This window comes from Paenimyroides viscosum (assembly GCF_003858535.1).
Classification (GTDB): Bacteria; Bacteroidota; Bacteroidia; order Flavobacteriales; family Flavobacteriaceae; genus Flavobacterium; species Flavobacterium viscosum.
In genome coordinates this window covers 39,519-62,599 of record NZ_RQTJ01000017.1, presented here as the reverse complement: position 1 = coordinate 62,599, position 23,081 = coordinate 39,519, and the positions used below count along the sequence as shown (strand labels likewise).

17 protein-coding genes are annotated in these 23,081 nt (G+C 34.6%); 10 read left to right on the top strand and 7 right to left on the bottom strand.

What is annotated here, in order from left to right; translation table 11 throughout:
* Together EG242_RS15235 and EG242_RS09220 are read left to right on the top strand one after the other, a co-directional pair.
* A partial coding sequence (locus EG242_RS15235; protein WP_148090576.1) for a T9SS type A sorting domain-containing protein occupies positions 1-121 on the top strand: 121 nt, incomplete at its 5' end.
* Between the two features lie 257 nt (positions 122-378).
* Entirely contained in the window at positions 379-5,262 is a 4,884-nt protein-coding gene (locus EG242_RS09220) for an Ig-like domain-containing protein (protein ID WP_124899608.1), read from the top strand.
* A gap of 71 nt (positions 5,263-5,333) precedes the next feature.
* On the opposite strand, the gene EG242_RS09215 is transcribed toward EG242_RS09220, so the two are convergent.
* Genes EG242_RS09215 through EG242_RS09205 form a run of 3 tightly spaced genes read right to left on the bottom strand, consistent with a single transcriptional unit; the run spans position 5,334 to position 8,331 of the window.
* Positions 5,334-6,632 (bottom strand): mechanosensitive ion channel family protein, encoded by a 1,299-nt coding sequence (locus EG242_RS09215; protein ID WP_124899607.1) that lies wholly within the window; start codon positions 6,630-6,632, stop codon positions 5,334-5,336.
* 41 nt (positions 6,633-6,673) lie between these two features.
* Positions 6,674-7,552 carry an OmpA/MotB family protein gene (locus EG242_RS09210; protein WP_124899606.1) on the bottom strand — a complete coding sequence of 293 codons (879 nt, stop codon included), beginning with the start codon at positions 7,550-7,552 and terminating at the stop codon, positions 6,674-6,676.
* Positions 7,553-7,569: 17 nt separating this feature from the next.
* Complete coding sequence (locus EG242_RS09205; RefSeq protein ID WP_124899605.1) at positions 7,570-8,331, bottom strand: exodeoxyribonuclease III; 762 nt, start codon at positions 8,329-8,331, stop codon at positions 7,570-7,572.
* Between the two features lie 226 nt (positions 8,332-8,557).
* On the opposite strand from EG242_RS09205, the gene EG242_RS09200 reads away from it, so the two are divergent.
* The 4 genes from EG242_RS09200 to EG242_RS09185 all read left to right on the top strand — a co-directional run bounded on the left by EG242_RS09200 (position 8,558) and on the right by EG242_RS09185 (position 13,544).
* On the top strand, positions 8,558-10,372 hold the full coding sequence (locus EG242_RS09200; protein ID WP_124899604.1) for a GNAT family N-acyltransferase: 1,815 nt from the start codon (positions 8,558-8,560) through the stop codon (positions 10,370-10,372).
* A gap of 170 nt (positions 10,373-10,542) precedes the next feature.
* Complete coding sequence (locus tag EG242_RS09195) at positions 10,543-11,454, top strand: hypothetical protein (RefSeq protein ID WP_124899603.1); 912 nt, start codon at positions 10,543-10,545, stop codon at positions 11,452-11,454.
* A 10-nt stretch (positions 11,455-11,464) separates the two neighbouring features.
* Positions 11,465-12,454 (top strand): T9SS type A sorting domain-containing protein, encoded by a 990-nt coding sequence (locus EG242_RS09190; RefSeq protein WP_124899602.1) that lies wholly within the window; start codon positions 11,465-11,467, stop codon positions 12,452-12,454.
* Positions 12,455-12,533: 79 nt separating this feature from the next.
* Positions 12,534-13,544 (top strand): T9SS type A sorting domain-containing protein, encoded by a 1,011-nt coding sequence (locus tag EG242_RS09185; protein ID WP_124899601.1) that lies wholly within the window; start codon positions 12,534-12,536, stop codon positions 13,542-13,544.
* Between the two features lie 284 nt (positions 13,545-13,828).
* Here the strand turns inward: EG242_RS09185 and EG242_RS09180 are convergent, their stop codons facing one another.
* Entirely contained in the window at positions 13,829-16,102 is a 2,274-nt protein-coding gene (locus tag EG242_RS09180; RefSeq protein ID WP_124899600.1) for a zinc-dependent metalloprotease, read from the bottom strand.
* Between the two features lie 148 nt (positions 16,103-16,250).
* On the opposite strand from EG242_RS09180, the gene EG242_RS09175 reads away from it, so the two are divergent.
* Both EG242_RS09175 and EG242_RS09170 read left to right on the top strand, forming a co-directional pair.
* Complete coding sequence (locus EG242_RS09175) at positions 16,251-17,183, top strand: bifunctional riboflavin kinase/FAD synthetase (RefSeq protein WP_124899599.1); 933 nt, start codon at positions 16,251-16,253, stop codon at positions 17,181-17,183.
* A gap of 2 nt (positions 17,184-17,185) precedes the next feature.
* On the top strand, positions 17,186-18,562 hold the full coding sequence (locus EG242_RS09170; protein WP_124899598.1) for an HTTM domain-containing protein: 1,377 nt from the start codon (positions 17,186-17,188) through the stop codon (positions 18,560-18,562).
* On the opposite strand, the gene EG242_RS09165 is transcribed toward EG242_RS09170, so the two are convergent.
* The gene (locus EG242_RS09165; RefSeq protein ID WP_124899597.1) at positions 18,462-19,280 is read right to left on the bottom strand and encodes a UDP-2,3-diacylglucosamine diphosphatase; all 819 of its coding nucleotides are present in this window, start codon (positions 19,278-19,280) and stop codon (positions 18,462-18,464) included. The genes EG242_RS09170 and EG242_RS09165 overlap by 101 nt on opposite strands.
* Before the next feature lie 2 nt (positions 19,281-19,282).
* Complete coding sequence (locus tag EG242_RS09160; protein WP_124899596.1) at positions 19,283-19,735, bottom strand: 6-pyruvoyl trahydropterin synthase family protein; 453 nt, start codon at positions 19,733-19,735, stop codon at positions 19,283-19,285.
* 71 nt (positions 19,736-19,806) lie between these two features.
* On the opposite strand from EG242_RS09160, the gene EG242_RS09155 reads away from it, so the two are divergent.
* On the top strand, positions 19,807-20,349 hold the full coding sequence (locus EG242_RS09155) for a hypothetical protein (RefSeq protein WP_124899595.1): 543 nt from the start codon (positions 19,807-19,809) through the stop codon (positions 20,347-20,349).
* A 334-nt stretch (positions 20,350-20,683) separates the two neighbouring features.
* Here the strand turns inward: EG242_RS09155 and EG242_RS09150 are convergent, their stop codons facing one another.
* A complete protein-coding gene (locus EG242_RS09150; protein WP_124899594.1) occupies positions 20,684-21,445 on the bottom strand; it encodes an enoyl-CoA hydratase/isomerase family protein in 762 nt (253 codons plus the stop codon).
* A 99-nt stretch (positions 21,446-21,544) separates the two neighbouring features.
* Here EG242_RS09150 and EG242_RS09145 point away from each other — a divergent pair, with 99 nt between their 5' ends.
* On the top strand, positions 21,545-23,080 hold the full coding sequence (locus EG242_RS09145) for a hypothetical protein (RefSeq protein WP_124899593.1): 1,536 nt from the start codon (positions 21,545-21,547) through the stop codon (positions 23,078-23,080).
* Position 23,081 lies beyond the last annotated feature (1 nt).

Sequence of the window (23,081 nt, the reverse complement as noted above, 5' to 3'; positions counted from 1 at the left end):
AAGTAGTACTTACCAATCAAACGAAGTAAAAGTTGATTTATCAAGATTAAGTTCAGGAACGTACTTAGTTAAGATAGAAACAGCTACAGCATCACAATTTGTAAAGGTTGTTAAAAAGTAAGATTTAAATAATAATAATAATTGAAAACCGGTGAGTGTAATGCTCACCGGTTTTTATTTTATGTTAAAATTGTTTTATTATCAATTTATTTTTTATATTTATCAAATATTTAGAAAAAAGTAAAATATTGTTTTGTTGGGCGTAAAAAATAAAGATTAAGTTTAGTTTTATCTTATTCTTTGTCTTAATTGATTGTTTTTTTTCGTTATAACATTTCTGCTTTTACTTTAAGCTATAATTTTTTAAACTAAAAAAATATGAAAAAAATTATTTTAATCTGTACTTTTTTACTATTTGCGCTTCTTACAATATCTACAAGAGCACAAACAATTACTGTAGGTTCAGGTACATCAACTTCCTATCTCATACCAGTAAACTCAAATTGGGGTTATACTTATTCACAGCAGATTATTTTGCAAAGTGAAATTGCGACATCTGGAAATATTGAGAAAATTAAGTTCTATATGGTTGGAGGTATTCCGTTAACAAGTTCAAATAACTGGACAATTTATTTAGGACATACTTCCAAAACGTCTTTTTCTTCCAATACAGATTGGATTACCTCTGCAGGTTTAACACAAGTTTATAGTGGTACAATAACTGCCACGCCTATTGCGGGTTGGTACGAAATAATCTTAACCACTCCATTTGCATACAATAATGTCGATAATTTAGTAGTTGCTGTGGATGAAAATGCTACAGGTTATGATGGTTCTAGTAATTATGTAAGAGTTTGGACACCAACAGGAACAAATAGATGTATTTATTATAGAAACGATACCACAAATCCTGATCCTGCCAATATAACCCAAACAGGAACAAGACAAAACGCAATTAATCAAATACAATTGGTTTTTCCATCAACTGTAGTACCAAATTGCGCAACAGCACACGTGCCGGCAGATTTGGCAACAGGAGTGGTAAAAAACCCAACTTTAACTTGGGCAGCAGATCCTAATGCATCATCTTACGATGTATATTTAGGTACTGCTACAAATCCTGCCTTAGCTACTAATGTTACAACAACTTCTTTTACACCTGTAACATTAAACGCTAATACTACTTATTATTGGAAAATTGTTCCTAAAAATAGTGTGGGGGCTGCAACAGGTTGTGTTGAGCGTACTTTTACAACAGGTATTACTTTTAATTATTGTACTGCTGTACCAACTTCTGTGGATAATAATGGAATTACAAATGTTCAATTAGGAACTTTATCAAATCCAAATGTATCTACTACAACATATCAAAATTTCACAGCTTTATTACCAACCGATTTAGGACAAAACACAACTGAACCTATTACGGTAACACTTGAAACAGGATATTCGTATAATGTTCGGGTTTTTATTGATTTTAATCAAGATGGAGATTTTACAGATGCAGGAGAGAATATTCATATAGGTTTATCAGGTTCTGCAAACCCAACGAGTGTTACAGGAAATATTACTATTCCTGCAACTGCGGTTTTAGGTAATACAACAATGCGGGTTGTAGCTACAGATAATGACACCTCAAATGATCCTTGTTGGACAGGCTCTTACGCAAATGTTGAAGATTACAAGGTAAATATTATTCCGGCACCATCATGCTTAACTCCAACAGCTTTATTATCTTCAAATATTACTTCTTTAGGAGCAACGTTTTCTTGGACAGCTTCTGCAAGTAATCCATCAGATAATTACGAAATTTATTGGAGTACCACTAATACTGCGCCTACAAGCAGTACAGTACCATCAAGTACAAATAAAACATCACCCTATACCGAAACAGGATTAGCAGCTAGTACTACCTACTATTGGTGGGTTCGTGCTAATTGTGGAGCAGGTGATACTAGTAAATGGGTAAATGGTGGTAGTTTTAAAACACACTGCCCTCCTTATACAATACCTTATTTTGAAGGCTTTGAATCAGGTTACACAAATGCAACAGCAGTTGGCGGTTGTTTACTACAACAGTCAATTACAGGTGCTGATGTTTGGACAGCAAATTCAACAGCTACCGACTATAATAGAGCGCCAAGAACAGGTACATGGAATGCTTATTTGCGATATGGTAATGAAGATTGGATTTATATTCCCGTAAGTTTAATAGGAGGAACAGGTTATACTGTAGAGTTGTATGCAAGACAAGATGCAGCCAATTCAGCAAACTCAAATATTGCTATTAGTTATGGCACGTCTGCAATAGCTACCGCAATGGCAAATCCAATTGTACCTGAAACAGGTATTATTAATGGTAGTTATCAATTAATTACTGGAAAGTTTACACCAGCTACTACTGGTACTTATTACGTAGGAATAAAAGGATATATCAATAGTTCACCTTGGTATATTTCTTTAGATGATATTAAAATTGAGGTTACACCACCTCCGACAGCTACTACAACTGTTGTTAATAATGTTTGTTTTGGAGGTACAGTAGGCACAGCTACGGCAGTAGTTACAAATGGTACGCCACCTTTTACGTATTCTTGGTCACCATCGGGTGGAACAGCGGCTACAGCTACCGGTTTAGCAGTAGGAACATATACTGTAACGGTAACAGATGCTAATAATGTTACGACTACTGCTACTGCTACTATAACAGAGCCAACAGTTATAGTTTCTAACTTAACATCAACAAACATTACTTGTAATGGGTTAAATAACGGAAGTGTTGTACTTGCACCAACAGGCGGTGTGGCACCTTATACCTACTTATGGAACAACGCAGATACCAGCAGTTCATTAACGGGATTAGCTGCAGGAACATATTCTGTAACAATTACCGATGCAAACGGTTGTGTAATAACAGAAAATGTAACTATTACAGATCCAGCGGTTTTAACAGTAGCAAACAGCTCGCATACCGATGTTACCTGGTACGGAGGCAATGATGGATCTGCGACGGTTTCAGTAACAGGCGGAACAGCTCCGTATACTTATTCATGGTCACCATCTGGAGGTACAGCCGATACAGCTACAGGTTTGGTTGCGGGAACTTATACCGTAACGGTAACCGATGCCAATGGTTGTACGGTAACAGAAAGTTTCACCATTATACAGCCAATTCCATTAATGGTACAGTCTACCTCTCAAACAAACGCAAAATGTAATGGAGGAGCTGACGGAACAGCTACCATTGTAGCAATGGGCGGAAACGCACCTTATACCTACTTATGGTCACCTAGCGGTGGCACCAATGCTACTGCTACAGGTTTAGCAGCAGGTACATATAGTGTTTTGGTAACAGATGCAACTGCGAATACCATCACAGAAACTTTTGTAATAACAGAACCAGGTATTATAACAGCTACCGTATCTAATCAAAGTAATGTGCAGTGTAATGGAGGAAATACAGGAACGGCTACCTTAACGGTAACTGGCGGTACGGCACCTTTTACTTATGCATGGTCTCACGGTTTAAATACTAACAATGCTACAGTTAGTAATTTAGCAGCAGGAAATTATGTAGTTGTAGTTACCGATGCAAACGGTTGTACAGCAATGGCACCCGTGTCGTTAAGCATTTCACAACCTAGCGCATTAGTATTAAGCGATGCAGGTACTACCAATGTAAGTTGTTACGGACAAAATAATGGTTCAGCAACAGTATCAGTAACAGGCGGCGTGGGTCCTTATACGTATTTATGGAGCAATGGTCAAAGTGGCGCAACAATAAGCAACCTAACAAAAGGCAGCTATGTTGTAACAGTTACCGATGCTAATAATTGTACACAAACACGTACATTTATCATTAGCGAACCTGCGTTTGTAAATGCACCAAGTGTAAATTCAGCCAGTTTCTGTGCAGGACAAAATGCTACTTTGGCAGATGTTGTAATTAACGGCAGTAATATAAAATGGTACAGTACAGCAACAGGGGGGGCTTTGCTACCATCAACTACGGTGTTAGTAAATGGCACAACGTACTATGCCTCACAAACAGTTAATGGTTGCGAAAGTTTAAGAACAGCAGTTCAAATAACCTTAAGCCAAGCTACGCCATTAGTAACAACGCAATTGAATGTTTGTAGCAATACAAGAATTCAAAACATGATTGTAGACGGGTTTAACTATACCCAATTAAGATGGTACAGCAGTTCAACAAGTGGCGTTCAGTTACCTTCAAGTCAGTTATTAGCAAACGGAACTTATTATGTAAGTTCGGTTGTTGGAACATGTGAATCAGTACGCCAAGCAATTCAAGTTACGGTAGCAGCAGCAGTAAACGCACCATCTGCATCGTTCCAAACGGTTTGTGGTGGCAGTACTTTAAATGATTTGGTGGTAACAAAAGATCCATCTGCAACATTAAATTGGTATTCCTCATTACAATCAATGATTCCATTGGCAAATACAACCGTTGTAACCACGGGAACCTATTATGTACAACAAGTTATTGGTAGTTGTGAATCTAGCCGTATATCTGTTCAGGTTCAAGTAACAAGCATCACGGTACCAACAATTGCATCAATCACTACTTGTGAAGGCACAACCATTGCAGATTTGAATACAGGAACTACCAATTACGTTTGGTATACAGATAATACAACAACCGCAGCATTGCCGGGTACTTACTTAATTACCTCTGGAAGTTATTATATAGCAAACCAAAACGGAAGTTGTATATCGGCAAGAAAGAACATTGCGGTAAATGTAAGTTCGCGTCCGGCTAGTCCAACGGGTCAATCATCACAAATGTTTGGGTTTGCAGCTAAAGTATCCGATTTAAAAATGAATCAACCTAACGTAAGCTGGTATGCAAGTGCTAACGATGCTGTTCAACAAGTTAATCAATTACTGGCAACACATTTGTTACAAGATCAAACAACGTATTACGGTGTATTAATAAATGCCAACAATTGTGGAAGCGCAGTGCCAACCCCGGTTACGGTAACGTTAGATTTAAGTAATGAATCGTTAGATTTGGCACAGTTGAAATACTATCCAAACCCGGTAGATTCTGAATTAAACATCAGCTATATTGAAGAAATCAAGAAAGTTGAAGTGTATACGATAACAGGTCAGAGGGTATTTGGAAACGATTACCAAGGCAACGAAGTAAAAGTTGACTTATCAAGATTAAGTGCAGGAACGTATTTAGTTAAGATTGAAACAGCTAAAGCTTCACAGTTTGTGAAAATCGTTAAAAAGTAAGATTTAAATAATAATAATTGAAAAACCGGTGAGTGTAATGCTCACCGGTTTTTTTGTTTTACAATTTAATGTTATTGTTTTTCATTCATTGTTGCTAAAAGCACTTCATGAATATCGGAAGCACTTGGTAGCTCAAAAAGCTCTAATTTGAAGTAGGGAACAACAGCTAGCACATGATCAAATATATCAGCCATTATGCCTTCGTATTTAGGCCATTCAACTGTGTTTGTAAAGGTATAAATTTCAATAGGTAAACCGTGTTCGGTAGGTTGCATGTGCCTAACCATTAAATGAAACTGTTTATGAATGTTACTGTTGTTTAATAAATAACGTTTTATGTATTCGCGAAACAAGCCAATGTTTGTCATTCTACGTCCATTTACTAGCATTGTAGGGTCATCTACATGATTTAGGTTATATGTTGATATTTCTTGCTGACGTTCAATAATATACGATTTTAAAAGTTTTATTCGTTTTAAATCCTCGATCTCATCTTGTTGTAAAAATCTAATAGATCCCATTTTAATATTCAATGATCGCTTTATACGACGACCACCAGATTTTTGCATGGTTCGGTAGTTTTTAAACGAATCGCTAATCAATGCGTAAGTAGGAATTGTAGTTACGGTTTTATCGAAATTTTGAACCTTTACGGTACTTAAATTGATCATTAAAACGGTTCCGTCTGCGCCGTATTTTGGCATTTCGATCCAATCGCCTACACGAACCATATCGTTTGATGATACTTGAATACTGGCTACAAATCCTAAAATAGTATCCTTAAAAACCAAAATAACAATTGCCGATGCCGCACCCAAGGCAGTTAGTAAACCATAAGGTTCTTTGCCGGTTAATTCAGAAAAAATTAAGATAAAACAAACAATATAAAGTAAAATAGATACTACCTGAAAATAGCTGTCTAAAGGTTTGTCTGTAAAACGTTTGCGGCTGTGTAGTACGTCTTTAAACGTGTAAAAAACCGATTTTAATAATAATGTAAAGGCAACAATTAGCGCAATGTCTACCATTTTTACCGATAGATACGTTATTTGTGGAAAACCAGTAAAGATTAAAGGTAACGACTGTTTTGCTATGATAAGCGGAATTAAATAGGTAAGGTATTTTAGTACTTTATTATGAATTAAAAAATCATCGAATCTAGTTTTGCTTCGTCGAATGGTTTTAATAAGTACCAACATTAAAATTCTACGCAATACAAAGGCTATAAAATACAACAGCACAAAGAATACAATTAGTAGTGCAATGGTATTAATGTAGTGTGCTGCCTGACTATTTAATCCAAATTGTATTAATAAATTGTATCCAAAAGAGTAAATAGCACTTTGTAATTGTTCGTGTAAAACGTTCATAATATTTAATTTAAAAATCCCGGTTTTAGCCGGGATTAGTGTTATAAGTCATTTAATAATTTTGATATTTCGTCTAATTTCGGGGTAAGAATTACTTCAATACGTCGGTTTTTAGCTTTCCCAGTTGCAGAACTGTTTGATGCCATTGGTGCATATTCACTACGTCCGGCGGCAGTTAGGTTCTTTTTGTCGATACCATTGGTTTGTTCAATAATATTTACAATAGCGGTAGCACGTTTGGTTGATAAATCCCAGTTAGTGGTTATTCCTCCGCCTAAATTACCCATGATTTTATCGTTATCGGTATGTCCTTCAATTAAAATAGAAATATCTGGGTTTTTAGCTAAAACTTCGGCTAATTGTTCCACTGCATTTTTACCCTCGTTACTTACGGTCCAGCTTCCAGAAGGAAACAACAATTTGTTTTCCATTGATACATAAACTTTTCCGTTTTTTTGTTCAACCGTTAAGCCTTTTCCTTCAAATTCAAACAAAGCTTTAGAAAGTGTTTCTTTTAAATTGCGGAGGTTTTTATCTTGTGCAGCCAATTTACCTTCTAGCTCTGCAACACGTGACGATTTTCCGTCTAACTCGTTTTTTAAACTGTTTAAGCGTTCAATTTCTGCCTTAATTGCTTGGTCGCTATTCTTTTCTAAACTTTGGTAATCTTTCTGTAGTTGATCGTAAGAAACTTTTAATTTATCACGTTCTGCAACAGCATCTTGTAACTGACTTTGTAATGATTGATTCTTTGTCCCTAAGTCAAAAGATTGCGATTTTAGATCAGATGATTCACCAGTTAATCGTTCTAATTCTTGTGAACAGTTTTTATACTTTTCGTCTAATTCGTTATATAATCTTCTGGTAACACAACTTGTTAAAAAGGGTATGCAACAAGCTGCTAATATTATTTTTTTCATATTTCTAAATGTTTTTATTAATCAATTTCTATCGCAACAGGGCAATGATCAGAATGTTTAGCATCGGGCAGAATATAGGCACGTTTTACACGATCTTTCATATTTTCTGCAATTAAATTATAATCAATTCTCCAGCCTTTGTTATTGTTTCGGGCATTTGCACGATAGCTCCACCACGAATAGTGATGCGGTTCCGGATTCAACATTCTAAACGAATCAATAAATCCGTTTTTCATAAAAGTATCCAACCATTCACGTTCTTCAGGTAAAAATCCCGATACTTTTGCATTGCGAATAGGGTCGTGAATATCAATTGCCTGATGACAAATGTTATAATCACCACAAATAATAAGGTTTGGAACTTCTTTTTTCAGCTCATTAATGTAATTCTGAAAATCTGCCATGTACTGAAATTTATGCCCCAAACGATCAATATTCGTTCCCGAGGGCAGGTATAAAGACATTACAGAAACATCGTCAAAATCTACCCGAAGGTTTCTTCCTTCCTTATCCATGTGCTCAATTCCGGTACCAAAAACAATATTTTTAGGTTCGGTTTTACATAAAATGGCAACACCGCTGTAACCTTTTTTTTCTGCCGAAAAATAATATTGATACGGATATCCCGCAGCAGTAATTTCTAAAACAGGAATTTGTTCTTGTGTTGCTTTTATTTCTTGTAAACAAATAATGTCGGGGTTTGCAGCTCGTAACCAATCTAAAAAACCTTTAGTTATAGCTGCTCTTATGCCGTTGACATTGTACGATAAAATTTTCATTATTATTTTGGTGTTTTGTCAAAAATACATATTTCAGTCTTTAATAAAAATACATTTAACGAGTTGTTTTGTATTTTGTTATAAATTATCTTATTAACAAAGTTTTAATACTAACGTAAAATTTATTATATTTAAAACCATAACCTTACAATAAAACTATATTATAAATAAAATAGGTTTTAAATAGGTGTGAAAGGAATTGTTATCTTTGCAAAAAAATAGTTAAATGGGGTTGGTAACCGCTAAAGAAATTGCGCGCGTAATAAAATTAGAAAAGTATGGGTTTATTGGTACTTTTTCTGGTTGGTTGTTAATGAAAGTGCTTAAAATATCAGAATTAAACAAAATTTACGATAGAAACAAACATTTAGAAGACGTTACTTTTTTAAATGCCATTTTGAACGAATTTCAGATTGAGTTTGAAATTGACCCAGAAGAATTAAAAAGATTACCTAAACAAGGTCCGTATATAACTGTTTCAAATCATCCGTTGGGCGGTATTGATGGTATTTTATTGTTGAAATTAATGCGTGAACGCGATCCCGATTTTAGGATCATTGCGAATTTTCTATTGCATAGAATTGAGCCTTTAAAGCCGTTTATAATGCCGGTTAATCCGTTTGATAATCATAAAGATTCGCAGTCTAGCGTATTGGGCTTAAAAGAAACCTTACGCCATTTAAGTGATGGAAAACCATTAGGTATTTTCCCGGCAGGTGAAGTTTCTAATTTTGAAGAAGACGATAAAATTGTAGACAAACCTTGGGAAGAAGGCGCTTTAAAATTGATAAGAAAAGCACAAGTTCCGGTTATACCTATTTACTTTCACGCAAAAAACAGCAGGTTGTTTTATATGCTGTCTAAAATTAGTCCAACATTACAGACAGCCAAACTTCCTTCCGAATTATTAACGCAAAAAGACCGTGTAATCCGCGTACGTATTGGAAAGCCTATTACGGTTGCCGAACAAAACGAACACGGTGAGTCAATAGAAATTTTCGGAAAATTTTTACGACAAAAAACCTATTTACTAGCGAATACTACTAAAGACGATAAAAAGCAATACATTAAAATACCTTCATTTAAACTGCCAACACCTCCGCCAAAAGAAATTGAACGCCCTGTGCTATTAGATTTAATGGTGAAAGAAGTTGAAGGTTTACGTAAAGGGGACAATCGATTGTTGCAGAGTAAAAATTACGAAGTTTTTTTAACCGATGCTTGCAATATTCCGAATATTCTACGTGAAATAGGCAGATTGCGCGAAATTACTTTTAGAGCGGTTGGCGAAGGAACAAACAAATCTATTGATCTAGATAACTACGATACTTTTTACAAACACATGTTCTTGTGGGACGATGACGCTAAATGCATTGCCGGAGCATACCGCATGGGTATAGGTAAAGATATTTATGCCAAACATGGTATTAATGGTTTTTATTTAACCGAATTGTTTCGTTTTGAACCCGAACTACATTCCATGATGGAACAATCTATAGAAATGGGTCGTGCCTTTATTATTGGTGTATATCAGCAAAAGCCTATGCCGTTGTTTTTATTGTGGAAAGGAATTGTGCATACCACACTGCGTTACCCAGAACATAAATATTTAATTGGTGGTGTAAGTATTAGCAATCAGTTCTCGGATTTTAGTAAATCGTTGATGATTGAATTTATGAAATCGCATTTTTACGATCCGTACGTAGCACAATATGTTCAGCCTAAAAAAGAATATAAAGTGCAGTTGAAAGATGCCGATAAAGACTTTGTTTTTAATGAAGCCGAAGCCGATTTGAATAAATTTGATAAGCTGATAGAAGAAGTAGAGCCAGGCGGATTGCGTTTACCAGTTTTAATTAAAAAGTACATAAAACAAAATGCTAGGGTAGTAGCTTTTAATGTTGACCCATTATTTAATAACTCTGTTGATGGGTTAATGTACATACGTATTGCCGATTTACCCGAAAGTACCGTTCGCCCCGTAATTGAAGAATTACAATTAGAATTAGAACGAAAGATAAACGAAAAACAAGAAGAATAATTGTTACTATAAAAAGACTAAATTAATTTTTAGTCTTTTTTTGTTTTGTTTAATTTTATGTTAAAATATTTATTATATTTACTTTATTAAACATTTAAAACAATTATTTATGAAAAAATTACTTTTTTTATTGGGGGGTAGTAACCCTTGCAGCTTGTACAACAGACAGCGTGTTTGACGACGTAGATCAAACAAACAACAGTTCTCAAACAGCTAATGGAAACAGTGGCGGTATGACTACAAATTCTTACACTGGCCCCAATGGCTACAAATCTTTTTGGGACATATTCAACCGTGAATACAGAGAAATGTGGTATCATTACGAAAACACAACCGAATATTCAGGTACGCCGGCAGCACGTCTTGTATTTGAGGTAACACCTTATATTGGGCTGGCTTATTCTGATGATTTTATTGACGGTATATTTAAAGATGTAGCAGATCCTTTTGCAATTCCTTATGATTTTATGGGTTCACCTACTAAATATCCCAACATGTATCCAGCTCCAACATTTAATGAAATTGGTAATTTTGTGCCAGCCAAACCCATAACGTTATCTGGTTTTGCTGCCCCAATTTGGGATAATACGGTACTTAGGGTGTTTTCTACAGATCATTGCCATGTTATTGGTACTAATGTTTTTGCGGGGGGTAACAATCCAAATGGAATATTCTTTGATATTTCGGCACCACCAGCACCTTATCAGCCAAGTACAACGCAAGAAGAATGGTTGCTTTCACAGTATGGAAAAGTATTTTTTTACTATTGGGAGGCTATTGATCCTATAACTTTAAATGTAGTTGCCGAAGGGTATATTATGCCAAAAGTTGATACTAGCGATGCTGCTTTTTGGACAGATACCACCGTTACCGCTAGTTTACCAATAGGTGTTACAGCAAAGTTATTTTACAATACGGGTAACCCTTCATATGAAGTTGTTTTAGAAGACGGTATTTTTCCAAGTCAAAATACATTTACTTACACAGTTGGTACACGAACTTACAATTATACAGTAGATTTGACAACCTTTTTAGGAGGTACTAATAATCCCGTTTCCGAACTTAAATTAACTTATTATTAAAAGTTTATTCATGAAAAAAAAATTCACCATATACCTTTTTTTATTGTTTGTAATACCTACTGTAAAAGCGCAAGTATTGTTTAACGAAGATTTTAACAGTTACTCTGCAGGTCATTTAATAAACGATTATACCAGTACTACTCCTCAGCAAGGGGGGTGGTATTCTGGAACCACACCTCCTGTAACAGCAAGCGCAATGGTTACGCCAGAAACGGGTAAAGGTAATGTGTTAGTTATAACTTCTAATGGCACATTATCTTTTGGGGCAGTTAGTTTTAGGCAAGCGCAAGGAGTTATAGATGCTTTGTGGAACAATCGTACGGCTGGTAATAATATTTTAAAGGTTGAATATGAATTTTATGGGACTGATAATTTTATTGGAAATTGCGGTATTACAAGTCAAGGGTCAACATTAATTAATGTGGTTTTTAATAGTGTTTTTAAACGCATTGTGTGTAATTATTGGTATGCTACATCTCATAGAGAGCTCATTTTAAAAAATTATAATACAGACCCGTTTCCGTATAATATGTGGATAAAAGCAGAAATGTTTGTAGATTATAATACCAAGAATGTGTATTTTTATATACCAACGCTCAACTTCCAAAAAGCTGATAATTTTTCTCACAGCAGATTACCTGAAGGATTGTCATTTGGTGTAAGTAGTTTAAATTTATCATCAGTAGTTAAGTTTGATAACATAAAAATTACTGCATTGCAAACATTGCCATCGTACATATTAAGTAGTAACGAACAATTAGCTGCTAAATTTAATTTATACCCTAACCCGGCAACAAAGGTGGTAAATATTACCAACAGCGAAAATATGTTGGTACAGCAAGTTACCGTTTATGATGTTTCAGGAAAATTGATAACCACCCAAAACTTTAATGAGCAAGCAGAAATACAGTTAAATGTAGAAAGTTTAGCAAGCGGTACGTATATGTTACATTTACAAACTAATGAAGGTACAGCCGTTAAAAAGTTGGTTAAAAAGTAATTTTTTAGTAATACCACTTTCTGGCAACATTTTGCTTTAACATTAACAGTAAAATAATTAATGCATGTAAAAAGGAATTATGAAAAACGGTAAATTATTTTTAATATCGTTATTGTTTGTACCATTTACAACACAAGCACAAACTTTTTTTACCGAAGATTTTAATAGTTACCCCACAGGGCATTTGAATACCAACTATGATGACACCACCCCCGGACAGGGTGGTTGGTTGGTATCACGTGGTAGTATTGGTTCAGGAACGGGAATGATAACTGCAGAGGCTGGCAAGGGTAATGTATTAACAATAACTTCCAATTCAGCCACAATACCAGGTAGCTATAGTTTCAGGCAAGAAGATGGTTTTTTAACTACGTTGTGGAACAACCGTACCCCAGGTAACAACATTTTTAAATTTGAATATGAGTTTTATGGGGTGGGTCAGATAAATTTTGCTGTACATATTCTAAATTCTTCTAATGTGAATGCTACCATAATCAGTTTAGCATTTCAGTCAAACTTCGGTCCAAACTTGAATCGCATAAGCGGTAGCTATTTAGAAAACACAAGTTTTAAAACACTTAATTTAAAAAATTACAACACAACACCTTTCCCGCACAATATTTGGATAAAGGCAGAAATGTTTGTAGATTACAATGCCAAGAATGTATATTTTTACATACCCACATTAAACATTCAGGCAACTGCTCCTTTTTATCATAATACCATACCTTTTTCTCTAGATTTTAGTGCAGGAAGCTTAGATATAACATCTATAGTAAAAATAGATAACATAAAAGTTTCAGGGTTAAAAACCTTGCCGTCTTATATATTAAGCACTAACAAGCAGTTGTCTTCAAAATTTAATTTGTACCCCAACCCGGCAACCAATGTAGTTAACATAACCAACACTGAAAATATGGTTGTACAACAAGTTACTGTTTATGATATTGCAGGAAAATTGATAACCACCCAAAACTTTAATGAGCAAGCAGAAATACAGCTAAACGTAGAAAACTTGGCAAGCGGTACGTATATGTTACATTTACAAACTAATGAAGGTACAGCCGTTAAAAAGCTGGTAAAAAAATAGTTTTCTGTATGTTTTATTGTTTTACAGTATAAAAAGTTAAGGTTTAAAAATAATTGCCGATTTACCCGAAAGCACCGTTCGCCCCATAATTGAAGAATTACAGTTAGAACTGGAACGTAAGATTAACGAAAAACAAGAAGAATAAAAAACGAGGAAATCTCATTAGTTATGAGACTTCCTCGTTTTGTTAATAGATTAAAGATATTTGTATTAATATTTAATGAGAAGCTGAAATGAATTCAGCTTGACAATCGCTATCTTTTAAGACACGCTCTTTATTAAATCTACTTTTTAATAAACTTATGTGTGGCAGTATATTTACCAGTATTAATAACCAAAATGTACGTTCCAGTTTGTAAATTCTCCACATTTATTTGTTGGTTTACTTGGTTGGTGTTTTCTTGAAAAACCGTTTTAATCAATCTGCCGTTTAAATCAAAAATATCAAACTTAGTTTTACCCGTATCTTTTGTAGAAAATTCAACATTTAAAACATTTGTTGTTGGGTTCGGATAAATATTTAAATCAGCAATCGAAACTTCTTCTGTATTCAAATTTGGATCCCACAACGTGAATTTTTTAGAAACCGTGTAAAAAATGTTTCCTACAGCTTCAATTTTAATTCGGGCATCATACGTACTTGTTAAGTTAGTTGGTATTGTAACTGTTGCGTTTCCGTTATTAGGTACATTTAATGCTAAGTCTGTGTATGTAGTACCATTATCGGTAGAAACCAAAATATTTACATTTACTGTATTAATCTTGTTTGCTGTTGTTCCACCAACATTCCACGTAATGGTTTTGGTATCGCCCATAAACCAAACAGCTTCTGTAGTACCTGGGTTGTTATTTGGCGCGGTAATTACAAACGGACCTGTGTTAGCTACCGTAATTGTTACCGGTTGTGTGTAAACAACCCTTGCGCCTGTTGGGTTATTGTCACGCACGGTTGCAACAAAACTATAATTTCTACCTACTGTTGCCAAACGTTCCCATCTGCTACCTACAATTCCGGTGCTAAAAGTTGTTCCGTCTAAAACAGTTGACATATCTGGAAAAGAACGGAAATTATTTGTACTTGGTGCTACCGATCTAAATGCAGGACCAGTCGTAGCTGTTTCAACAGGTGGTTGTGTGGCTATTTGTGTGTTAATTTGTTCAAAAGTATAGGTTAATGGATCGCTATTAACATCTGTAGCTGTTGTGCTTAATATAAAAGGTGTTCCGTACGGAATAGTTTTCGCTGTTAGCGGTGTAACAACTGGCGGTGAATTAGTTACTGTTGTTTGTTGTGCACAATTTGCAGATAACAAAAATATTTGCATTTCTCTAATGCTAATGTAATGGTAATACGCATCAACATTGCTTTGAACATCGGGGTTACAAATACCTGCGTAAGACATAATGGTACTGCCGCTGCCTACTTCCATTGCAGTATTGCTGTTTCTATTAGATTGGCATGAATTATTAAAGGTATGATTTGCGCCAAATTGATGTCCCATTTCGTGTGCTACATAATCTACATCATACGGATCGCCTACCGGTGAAGGTGAACCTGTAATACCCGATGCTTTTGCCCATGTATTACATACCGATCCTAAACTTGCCAAACCACCTTGCCCGGTACTAAATGTATGTCCAATATCGTAATTGGCTGTTCCAATGATGGCGTCAATTTCATCTTGACTTTGATCAATTAATGCATTAGCATTATTATTACTAAAAGCATCAGAAGTAATAAAAATGATACTTTTATTATTGGCAATTAAGTTTAAATGCACATTTAACTCCCTTTCAAAAATTTGGTTTAAGCGGGTTAACGTTACATTCATTGCAGCTAAAACAATCTCTTTTTTTTGATCTAAAGTTGTATTTGGTGTTCCAACAGGTACGTTGTTTATGTGAAAAGCTGCGTATTCAATGGTACACGCTAATGCCAAACGATATGTTCTGCGCTTATTATCTAAACTTAGTGTTTGTACAGGATTTTCTAGTGTAGTAATGGCTTCATCAAAACTATCGCCTGGAACCAAACAGGTAAAATTATTTTTTGGTAATTCTAAATTGTTGCGTTGATACACCATAACGTTATTTAAATCGTTAGTGTAATTATCAATATAAAAAACAGATCCATCGGCTTTCATTCCCATTGCATGAAATCCAAAAATATCAGAAATACTTATACTTACGCTATTTCCATTATTTTTTGTATCAACTGCTTTTAAGCTTCTTATGTTTGATACGTTTTCTGCGAGCTCCGTTTCCATAGTCGAGTTGTTGTAAACCCAATAAGTAGACAATTGTCCGTTTGCATCTGGTAAGATTACTGTTAGTTTAGAAGGTGCATCAGATAATTCTGGAGCTTCTTTTGCCCATTCTAATACTTTTTTTAAGTTGAACGAGTAAATTTTAAAATTTTGTGGATAATGCGTTCTAACGAATTTTTCCTTTTCAGAAAAATAACGTTCTGTATTTTCGGTAAACGGGTTTAATTGTGCAAACAAGTTTCCTGTAAAGAAAATAAGTATTAAACAAATTAGTTTGTTGTAAAATTTCATAAAAAATGATTGTTTCACCAAAAATACTAACTTTATTGATAACAGAAGTTTATCTTACTATACTTTTTTTAATTGTAGCACATTAAGATTCTTCTAAAATAACTTTGGTTCGTTATTTTATTAATAACTTTGGAAAAAACTGTAAAAAGTGAACGTTTTTAACTCAGTACAATCTTTTAAATTTGCAAAGAAAACCATTGTAACCCTTGGTACTTTTGATGGTATGCATATTGGGCATCAGGCAATATTAAACAAATTAAAGCTTCAAAAAAAAATATATGGTTACGAAACCTTGGTGCTTACTTTTTTTCCGCATCCACGAATGGTTTTAAAAACCGATCATCAAATATCATTATTAAACACTATAAACGAACGCGTTAAACTAATTGATCATTTTGGTATTGATCATTTGGTAGTGCAGGAATTTACGCAGGATTTTGCCAATTTATCTGCCGAAGAATTTGTAAAAACTATTTTGGTAGATCAATTTAACATCGGAAAAATTATTATAGGATACGATCACCGTTTTGGAAAGAATCGTTCTGCTGATATTCACGATTTAATAGAATTCGGTAAAAAATATCATTTTGATGTAGAACAAATTTCTGCCGAAGAATTAAACGATGTTTCTGTAAGTTCAACTAAAATCCGCAACGCCTTAAATGTGGGTAATGTAGCATTGGCAAAAACCTATTTGGGCTATCCGTATATGGTTTCGGGCACGGTAGTTACAGGTAAACAGTTGGGCAGAACCATTGGTTATCCCACAGCGAATATTCAGGTTGCCGAAGATTACAAGCTAATTCCTGCCATTGGTGTTTACGTGGTTGGTGTTACGCTTAAAGATAAAGATTTTTACGGAATGTTAAGTGTGGGAACAAACCCGACGGTTGGCGGAACCGAAAAAACAATCGAAGTTTATATTTTTGATTTTAACGATACCATTTACGACGAAGAAATTACCGTTCGTTTTCTTACAAAAATTCGGGACGAAGAACATTTTGGTTCGCTAGATTTGTTGATTGAAGCCTTAAAGAACGACGAGGTTTTTTCTCGAAATTTCCTTTCAAATATGGATTAGTTATGTGGAAAAAAGCATTTCAGAAAATAGATAATTCTTCATTGGTGATTTTTCGGATTTTTTTCGGAATCATTTTCCTTGCCGAAGCTGTTGGTGCGTTAGCATTGAAATGGGTCGACCGAAATTTTATTGAAACTACCACGAATTTTACTTTTATCGGGTTTGAATGGCTGTTGCATCTGCAAAACGAAACCATGTATGTGGTTTTTGGTTTAATGGCTGTAGCTTCTGTCGGAGTGATGTTAGGGTACAAATACCGATTTTCTGTTATTGCACTTACAGTTTTATGGAGTTTGTCTTATTTCGGACAAAAAACATCGTACAACAATCACTACTATTTAATGTGGTTAATTGGGTTAATCATGTGTTTTTTGCCTGCAAATGCGTATGCTTCTATAGATGCTAAACAAAATCCGTCGATAAAAAAGAATTACATGCCGCAATGGGTTCGTCTGGTTTTTATAATTCAGGTAAGTTGTGTGTATTTTTACGCTACGATCGCTAAGTTTTATCCCGATTGGTTAGATGGAACGGTAACCCGAAATATGTTTTTAGGTATGACCAATGCGCCGGAATTTGTGCAAGGATTTTTCAAAAAAACCGAATTTCAGTTGTTTATTGCATACATGGGAATTGCTTTTGACGGACTAATTGTTCCTGCATTACTGTGGAAACGTACCCGTTGGTTTGCTATAATTGCTTCGTTAATTTTTCATGTATTCAATTCTATAACTTTGCAAATTGGTGTGTTTCCGTACTTTGCATTGAGTTTTTGTGTGTTCTTTTTCCCGCCTAATCAAATTCGGAATTTCTTTTTTAGACGCAAACCAAAAGAAGAATATCATGGCGAAACAATTACAGATTATGGCGCTATTTTCAAATACTTTTTTGTTCCGTATTTAATCATTCAAATTTTATTGCCAATTCGTCACTGGTTTATTAAGGGCGATGTTTTATGGACCGAAGAAGGACATCGTTTAAGCTGGCGAATGATGTTAAGATCGCGCACCGGAGAAACGCATTTTAAAGTGATCGATAAAAAAACAAACGAGCGTTTAACTTTTAATAATACAGAATTACTGAACGAAAAACAGCGTTCGCGCTTAAATGCACCCGATGTTATTTGGCAAATGGCACATAAAATTAAAGATCATTTTAAAAGTCAGGGGAAAGATGTGGCTGTTTATGCCATGCAAAGTAGGGTAAGTATTAATATGCGACCAAGCAGCCGTTTAATTGATCCGGAAGTTGATTTAACTTTGGAAGAATGGAACCACTTTAAACACCATGATTGGGTTTTGGAAGAAAAGGTTCAGAAAGATTCTGGTTTGAAAAAGAACAAAGTTCAAAACCTAAAGAAGTTAAAGTTCCAAAAGTAAAATACTGAATCCAATCGCCTAAATTAATGTACAAGGCATTTGCATTGTTTTTCAACGGCAATGTCATTGGTAAATGTCGGTGCCCAAAAATAAAATAATCTGCAAATTGTTCGTTCACCTTTTTATTGGCGTATAAAATAAGCCATTCTTTTTCCTCGCCCAAGTATTTTGCATCATCATCGCCCGAAATTAGTTTGTTTTTTACCGATAAATATTCCGCCAAACGTACACCAATATCGGGATGTAACCAACGAAACAACCACTTTGAAAACGGATTGGTAAACACTTTTTTCATGCGTTTGTATCCGTTGTCGCCCGGACCCAAACCATCGCCATGACCAATAAAAACGGTTTTGTCAAATATTTTAAAAACTTTAGGTTCATGAAAAACAGGAATATCCAGTTCTTCTTCAAAATAATCTTCCATCCATAAATCGTGGTTTCCTACAAAAAAGTAAATAGGCAAGCCGTTATCGCGCATTTGTGCCAGTTTTCCCAGAATACGGACAAATCCTTTGGGAACAACCTTTTTATATTCAAACCAAAAATCGAACAAATCTCCTACGATAAACAACGCACCGGCATCTTTCTCAATAGCGTTCAACCACTTTAAAAATAAGGCTTCGCGCGGAAGACTTTTTTCACGGGTAGGTGCTCCGAAATGATGGTCGGACGTAAAATAAACTTTTTTATCTGCAGGGATTTCTAACGTAATCATGCTTACAGGTTATCAGAAGCAAACCATTCTGCGTATGAACTTTCGGTTTCTTGTAAACGCAAAGAAAATAATTTGATGTTTTGCGGCAAACGATTTTTAATTCGTTCGGCATAATCAATCACTAAATTCTCGCTTGTAGGTTGATAATCCACCAAGATAACATGGTGTCCACGTTGTTCTAACTCCTTAGCCAATTCTACGTGCGGCGTATTTTGGTTAAAAACAGTAGCATGATCAAACTGATCTACCACTTCTTCGCGTACAATGGTTTTTAAATCGGTAAAATCGATCACCATTCCGTATTTTACATGGTTTTTATCGGTTATAGGCTGCCCAATAACGGTAACCGACAGTTTGTAGCTGTGTCCGTGAACATTTCTACATTTTCCGTCGTAACCATAAAGTGCATGACCGGTTTCAAAAGTAAATTGTTTGGTGATTCTGATAAAACTCATGATTCGAAAATTTTAGCAAAATTAGTGATTTAAAATTTAATGTATATTTGAAGTAGCAATAAAACAATCTTATGAAGAAATTTTTTACCTTATTTAGTCTTTTATTCCTTTTAAATTCATGTGGAGTAGTTAAAATGGGAGGGCTTTCAGACGACTTTAATGATCTTACCGATCAACAAAAAGCAATGATTAAATCGTTTGAGCCAAATTTACAAACAGATAAAGATAAAATTTATGTTATTAGTGCATTAGAATTGCGTGAAGAACTGAAAAAATATCCTAAAGCATTGGTTTATACTTTTGCAAATGGTTGTTCGTCTGAATTTTGTAAACCGTTATATGTTTATGAAAATTGGGCAAAAAAGAATGACTATAAACTTTTCTTGGTCATGACCAGTTATTTTAATTTAGATTATACTTTGGCAGAAAGTTATCAATCGCAATTATATGTAATGGACAGTAATTATTTTGGGAAACAGCTTAAAAGAAGATATGTGACCTATTTTGATAATGAATTAAAAGGTTTAAAATATAATGCAAAAGAAAATTGGGATGGAAGTTTATTCTTTTTTGAAAACGGCGAATTTGTTAAGAATTTACGAGAATTGCCTTAGATAATTAAATAAATGATTGATTTTTCTAAAAAAAAACACTATGTTTTTAGTGGTTTTTTTGTGCATACATGAGAATTTGAGTTATTTATCAAAAGTTTACATCCGGTAAGCTTTTTTGTTTTTTATTTAGAAAAAATATTTTATATTTGAACAAAATAGATAGAGTTTTTTTCTCAATCATGTTTTAAAAGGTTAATACTCAAAAGTCTGTGTTTTTCACAGGCTTTTTTGTTTTTTTTATAAATTAAGGATTATATTTAGTTTTTAAAATTATGAAGAATTTTAAAATTTATTGATTAATAGTTGAAGAGCCTGCTTTAGCAGGCTCTTCATATTATTTCCCCTTAAAAGCATTCAGCGCATTCACGGTAAAATCAGATAAAACCAATTTACCCGAAATAGCAGCGCGTTCTTTTAAAAGTGTATCCCAATTTTCGGTACCTTCCCATAAAACCTTTTTCATTTCGTATAAAGCTTCTGGATTATAAGTGCTTAAACGTGTAGCAAATTTTTCCAAGGCTTCGTCCATTTGTGTAGCATCATCAAACAATTGCGTGAATAATTTATTATCAAAAGCCCAATTGGCACTTTTCCAATTTTCGGCATCAAGCGTCATTTCCGCTAAAGCAGGTTTGCCAATTTTACGGCTCACAGCAGGTTCAATCACAAACGGACCAATACCAATAGCCAGTTCCGACAATTTAATCGAAGCGTTTTTAGTAGCAAACGTATAATCGCAAGCTGCAGCCAAACCAACACCACCGCCAACAGTTTTTCCTTGAATACGACCAATAATTATTTTATTCGATTTTCTCATGGCATTGATAACATTGGCAAATCCGCTGAAAAATTGTCCGCCTTGTTCCAAATTACTCACTTGCAACAATTCATCAAACGATGCACCTGCACAAAAAGCCTTTTCACCTGCACTTTTCAATACAATAACTCGGATATCATTATTCGAATTTAAAGCGTTAATAGCATTTGTTAGTTCTGCCAGTTGCGAACTTGGGAACGAATTACTTGCCGGATGAAAAAATTCAACAACAGCAATAGAATTCTTAAAAGTTGTAGTAACGTATGATGTAGTTTCCATTTAAAAATTTAGTTTGTTAATACAAAGATAAACCATGTTGGCAATTTGTTATTTATTTTTGATAAATATGTACATTTGCAACGTTTTAAAAAGAGAAAAATGTTGAAATATCTTGTAATTTTAGTTTGTATTCCTTTTACGGTAACTGCCCAGCAAGAAAATGCGGTGTATTACGCTGCGCCCTATCTACAAATTGAAGATGTTCATAAAAAAGCAACTGCCGACGGAAATGATTTTGGATACAATGTTTTGATTCACCCTAATTCACCATTTATTCAAGAAGGTTTCTTTATGTGGGTTGACGATCAATGGTACGAAATTTTAAACACAGGCGAATTATTTAAACCGTATGCCGATTTTAAAACGCTTTTTACGATATCAAAAGACAATAAAAATCCGTTAAAAATAAAAGATGTAAATGATGTAGTTTATCTGTTTCCGGTGGAAGCTTTAGATACTTACATTGTTTCGGCTTCTGATTTTACCACACTTTCAAAATCAATAAAAAAACAAGATTTAATTACATATACAAAACCAGCTGAGATTGTTCCTGAAAAAAAACCAGCAGTTTTAGACGTAATTGAAGTTGTAGAAGTTCCTAAAAAAGAAGTTACCGCTGTTCATGCAAAAGAAGAAGTTGCTGTTACTGCCGAATTACCTAAACTAACTACCAACGAACCGGTTTTGATTACCAGCGAAGATCCGCAATCTGTTTTGTTAGATGTGATTGAAGTTGTTGAGGTGGTAAAAAGAGAAGAAGTTCCGTTTAATCCTACCCAAAATACGATTGTAGAAAATACTGAAATTATTGAAGAAGCACCAAAAGTTGCAGAAGAAGTCCCTGTGAAAATATCGGCAACTAACACACTAATTATTGCAAAACCTAGCAATGATTACGAAATTGCCGTTAACGAGGGTTTTGATGGAACGGTAACCGAATGGATTGAAATGATTGATGCAAAAGGTGGAAAATCAGCCTACCAGCAAGCTGTTGACAAAGGTTACGTTGGAACGGAAGAAGATTGGATGAAAATGCTTTGGGGACGTGAAGTAGATGTTGAAATTGCAAAACGCGATAAAACCACTGCAATTGTAACCGAATGGATACAATCTTTAAATACATCTAAAGGAAAATCGCCTTACGAAATGGCTTTGAAACATGGTTTTTACGGAACATTCACAGAATGGGTAGAATCTGTAGTTGGGAACGATGGCGAAAAAGCATACGAACACGCGCAAACCAAAGGTTTTGAAGGATCTTATAAAGAATGGATCGAACAACAGCTAAAAACATCAAACCAAGAGGTTTTAAGAAAAGAACTATTAACTAAAACGCAGATGTTTGTTGCGCCAAACGTGTTAATGCCTTTAAATAGTGAAGTTACAGAACCTTTAACTTTTGATTTATTTGATTATTATAATCAATTTTATGGATCGGCAGTAATTAGCAGTGCAGATGCAAGTAACAATGCGCTTGAAATTAAACCAACCGATTTAGAATATCAAATTACTTGGTTTGAAAAAGATAAAGTAAAAATTATAGAACTAACCAAAGACGGACTTTTAAAATACCAACCGTTAGAAGGTGTTTTAGATACAAACACCAAACTAAACGTTCGTTATATTTTAAAGTAAC

Excerpts from the sequence above, each read along its gene's own strand:
- EG242_RS09220 (WP_124899608.1), top strand. The coding sequence starts at position 379 with ATGAAAAAAATTATTTTAATCTGTACTTTTTTACTATTTGCGCTTCTT.
- EG242_RS09215 (WP_124899607.1), bottom strand. The coding sequence starts at position 6,632 with ATGAACGTTTTACACGAACAATTACAAAGTGCTATTTACTCTTTTGGA.
- EG242_RS09210 (WP_124899606.1), bottom strand. The coding sequence starts at position 7,552 with ATGAAAAAAATAATATTAGCAGCTTGTTGCATACCCTTTTTAACAAGT.
- EG242_RS09205 (WP_124899605.1), bottom strand. The coding sequence starts at position 8,331 with ATGAAAATTTTATCGTACAATGTCAACGGCATAAGAGCAGCTATAACT.
- EG242_RS09200 (WP_124899604.1), top strand. The coding sequence starts at position 8,558 with ATGGGGTTGGTAACCGCTAAAGAAATTGCGCGCGTAATAAAATTAGAA.
- EG242_RS09190 (WP_124899602.1), top strand. The coding sequence starts at position 11,465 with ATGAAAAAAAAATTCACCATATACCTTTTTTTATTGTTTGTAATACCT.
- EG242_RS09185 (WP_124899601.1), top strand. The coding sequence starts at position 12,534 with ATGAAAAACGGTAAATTATTTTTAATATCGTTATTGTTTGTACCATTT.
- EG242_RS09180 (WP_124899600.1), bottom strand. The coding sequence starts at position 16,102 with ATGAAATTTTACAACAAACTAATTTGTTTAATACTTATTTTCTTTACA.
- EG242_RS09170 (WP_124899598.1), top strand. The coding sequence starts at position 17,186 with ATGTGGAAAAAAGCATTTCAGAAAATAGATAATTCTTCATTGGTGATT.
- EG242_RS09165 (WP_124899597.1), bottom strand. The coding sequence starts at position 19,280 with ATGATTACGTTAGAAATCCCTGCAGATAAAAAAGTTTATTTTACGTCC.
- EG242_RS09160 (WP_124899596.1), bottom strand. The coding sequence starts at position 19,735 with ATGAGTTTTATCAGAATCACCAAACAATTTACTTTTGAAACCGGTCAT.
- EG242_RS09155 (WP_124899595.1), top strand. The coding sequence starts at position 19,807 with ATGAAGAAATTTTTTACCTTATTTAGTCTTTTATTCCTTTTAAATTCA.
- EG242_RS09150 (WP_124899594.1), bottom strand. The coding sequence starts at position 21,445 with ATGGAAACTACATCATACGTTACTACAACTTTTAAGAATTCTATTGCT.
- EG242_RS09145 (WP_124899593.1), top strand. The coding sequence starts at position 21,545 with ATGTTGAAATATCTTGTAATTTTAGTTTGTATTCCTTTTACGGTAACT.